This is a genomic window from Desulfosarcina sp. (assembly GCF_041551955.1).
In the GTDB taxonomy this organism is placed as follows: domain Bacteria; phylum Desulfobacterota; class Desulfobacteria; order Desulfobacterales; family Desulfosarcinaceae; genus Desulfosarcina.
In genome coordinates this window covers 1-3,457 of the sequence record NZ_JBFELV010000501.1, presented here as the reverse complement: position 1 = coordinate 3,457, position 3,457 = coordinate 1, and the positions used below count along the sequence as shown (strand labels likewise).

The window sequence follows — 3,457 nt, the reverse complement described above, 5'->3', positions numbered from 1 at the left end:
GCGAGAGGGGTGATTGAATTCATCGATATCGGCGGGGGGTACTGGCCGGAACAGGGGGAGTGGCTTCAGGCGGCAGGAACACCGGCGGGCAGGCTGCGCAATGCCCTGGACCTGCCGTCGACAGGCGGCGAGGCCCATTACCATCTGCCGGCGACGTCCATCGAAGGATTTGCCGAAGCGCTCAGCGCCGCGATCCGAGCATACCTGCTGCCGTCGGTTTCCTGCCGGATTTGCCTGGAGCCCGGCCGATGGATATGCAACGATGCCATGCATCTTCTGCTCTCGGTGGTCGATAAAAAAGCACCGGACCTCGTGATCACCGATGCCGGCACAAACTCGATCGGATGGGAGCGGTTCGAAACCGACTACTTCCCCCTGCTGAATCTGACCCGTCCGTCGCTGGAAGAAAAACCTTGCCATGTCCTCGGATCCCTGTGCACCCCGCATGACGTGTGGGGCTACACCTATTTTGGAACGGACATCCTACCGGGCGATATCCTGATGATTCCCACCCAGGGTGCCTATACCTTCAGCCTGAGACAAACCTTCATAAAACCGCTGCCGTGTGTTATTACCATCTAAGACGGATTCGTAACCAGCCCGATATTTGCGTTACGCTTCATCCTTCGTCACTGCGGCGTACCATCAGTACGCTGCCTACGGCACCCGCGATAGCGGGATTCTCAGGATTTGCCAGCCTTGGTCTCGGGCTTATTACGAATCCGTTAGAAATGAGACTTTTACGAGTCCATCATCTAAACGCCATCTGATTAAAAACAAACTGATGTATCGGGATTCATGACGACGACCCTTCGCTTCGATATCCAACCCCAGCCGGACAACGCGACCTGCGGACCCACATGCTTGCATGCCGTTTACCGCTATTTCGACGACCCGATCGCCCTGTCGCGGGTCATCGCCGACGTACCGATGCTAAAAGGCGGCGGCACCCTGTCCGTCCATCTGGCCAACCACGCCTTGCGCCGTGGATACCAGGCCACTATTATTCCATATAATCTAAAGGTCTTCGACCCGACCTGGTCCTACGTGCCGCCATGCGACATCGCCGATAAACTCCGGCGGCAGCGCGCCGTTAAACGGGGCCTTCCGGGATTCGGCCGGGTTACGGATGCATACCTGGAATACCTGCACCTCGGCGGCCGTCTGAAATTTGAGGTGCTGACGGCGGCATTGATCCGTAAACACCTCAACCGCGGCATTCCGATCATGACCGGCCTGAGTGCCACCTACCTCTACGACTCGGCCCGGGAGTACGATCTTGACGGGAGGGTGGTCTACGATGATGTGCGCGGCGAATCCGTCGGCCACTTCGTCGTTCTGGCCGGCTACAACCGGCGGACCCGGTGCGCCCGGGTCGCCGATCCGTTTCTGCCGAATCCCATGGCGGACGGGCAGTACTATTCCGTCGACATCTACCGCCTGGTGTGTGCCATCATGCTTGGTACCCTGACCGATGACGGTGACCTGCTGATCCTTCAACCCAAGCGCGGGCAACTCAAGCGGGGACAGCCAGAGCGGGTGCAAAAAGGCTTGCGGCGATAAATGTGAGTGATTGCATCGAGGCAGGTGTTTATTCCTTGAAGGTATCCGTTCCATAAAAAACATTAGCGTTCATGGCCAAGCCCTATTGACAGAAATAGTTTGGTGAATATTTTTCGGCCATTCGGGATCCATTGACCTTTGTGTGGTCATACTGTTGCCGCTATCTCCAAGAGATTTCTTTTCATCCCCTCCCTTATTCCCGACCATAGCGGTAACTTTATCTGATAGGTCGCGAGTGTATAGAGCCACTCGCCGATTCTCTGCCAAACATTTAGCCAGTTCTCTAAACGATCATAGCTTACGTTTAAACAAAGCACTGCCGCCGACTTTTACAGCGTCCGCTTCTGCGTCGCTACCGTTTTCGGCAGAGGCTGATCGCCAACGTTGGTTGCCTTGGATTAGGCGTCCATGATCAATCACTGGAGGCTGCGATGAAGACTAAAGACGATTCTGAGAACACAGCGACAAAGGAAAAAGCTGAGAAAGATGTCTGTGAATCAGCAACGACGCACCCCGGTATGACTATTGAAGACATGGTGCGCGAGGAACCGATCCGAGCCTCCGAACCGATGCCAGACACCGTGCTCAACCTATTGAGACCCGACGACGCACTTTACATCCAATCCGACAAAGACCCGCACATCGAGGTGACCACCGAGCGGTTGGGGGAAGCCGACTTGTGGCGTGTGGGTGTGCGTTGGAAAGGGCGGGCGCTATCCTCAGGGGTGGCTGGTGACAAACAGATCCGGTGCGCCCCGGCGCAATTCATCGGCCGTGGGCAAGGCGATGAGGTCGTCGAGGGCCATTGTCCGCCTTGGCTCGACCTCGAATATATGCCAACGCTGCATCCGTTCCGTGCAAAGATCCAATACCGCAGGTATGGTGCCACCAACTCGCATCAATTCATCGAACCGGTTTCTCATTCAAGGAATACACGTTCGGGCACCATCCCATTGATCAATGAAGCTCTCCGATTCAGCTATCCGTGGCGTACGATCGGTAATGTGTTCGTTGGCCACGGCACCGACTTTGCGAATCCGACTGGGGGCGGCTCGGGGGTCTTAGTCGGGCGAAACCTGATACTGACGGCTAGCCATGTCGCACCGTGGGGACGTGGTCCAGGTCAGTGGTGGATGCGCTTCGTTCCAGGTTTTCGCGCCGGAGGTCCCGACCCGGAACCGCACTCAAGCTCCTTTGTCGAGTGTTTTTACGGCACGTTTGTGGATGTAAACCAACCAGAGGCGGGCGGTGAAGACTATGTCATTTGCAAACTTTACCGGCCCTTGGGCGACGCGCTCGGATGGATGGGCAGCCGATCGTTCGAGGACGAGGACAAATATTTCTCCCGGCGTTACATTAGCGTTGGTTATCCAGACAGCTTTAGCGGTAAGCCCGCGGTTGAATTTGATATCGATATCGATGACATCGATTCTGACGGTGGCGGGCTCGAGCTTGAAACAACATTTGGAACATCACCGTTCGGACCCGGATGGTCCGGCGGTCCTTTGTGGCTGTGGGAAAACGGGAAGCCATACCTGTTCGGTGTCATGGCGGGAATTGAGAAAGATGAGCTCGATCCGCGGCGATGGGTCTTTGCTGGCGGCAGGTTGATGGTCGATCGCATTAAGTTCGGGCTGGCGAATTTTGCGTAGAAGCGGTCGATACCCCAATCAAAATCATTACGTCAATGGAAAAGGAAACATGAGAAGGGATAGGTTCGATCAATAATATTCGTTTTCATGGAAGCGAGTATTACCATGGAGCCCTGTGAAGGAATACTTCCTTTTTGGGGATGTGTGCAAGGGTGTCGTGTGACCGGCATTCCTTTCACGATGATTGATATCGCAAGATAAATAGGGAGGACGAACCCATGCTACGAAAACAAAAAGCCTTT

The 3,457-nt window shown here is 55.3% G+C and carries 2 protein-coding genes and 1 pseudogene; all 3 read left to right on the top strand.

Translation table 11 applies throughout. From position 1 onward, the window contains the following. Positions 1-582: pseudogene (locus ABYV26_RS23165) on the top strand (decarboxylase); the annotation flags it as partial. 216 nt (positions 583-798) lie between these two features. Then, positions 799-1,563 carry a hypothetical protein gene (locus ABYV26_RS23160; protein ID WP_372683721.1) on the top strand — a complete coding sequence of 255 codons (765 nt, stop codon included), beginning with the start codon at positions 799-801 and terminating at the stop codon, positions 1,561-1,563. Between the two features lie 431 nt (positions 1,564-1,994). After that, positions 1,995-3,215: a serine protease gene (locus ABYV26_RS23155; protein ID WP_372683720.1), complete on the top strand. Its 1,221-nt coding sequence runs from the start codon at positions 1,995-1,997 to the stop codon at positions 3,213-3,215. Positions 3,216-3,457: the final 242 nt, after the last annotated feature.

What these genes read in the sequence shown, in the direction of transcription:
- ABYV26_RS23160 (WP_372683721.1), top strand. Translation starts at nt 799, where the DNA reads ATGACGACGACCCTTCGCTTCGATATCCAACCCCAGCCGGACAACGCG.
- ABYV26_RS23155 (WP_372683720.1), top strand. Translation starts at nt 1,995, where the DNA reads ATGAAGACTAAAGACGATTCTGAGAACACAGCGACAAAGGAAAAAGCT.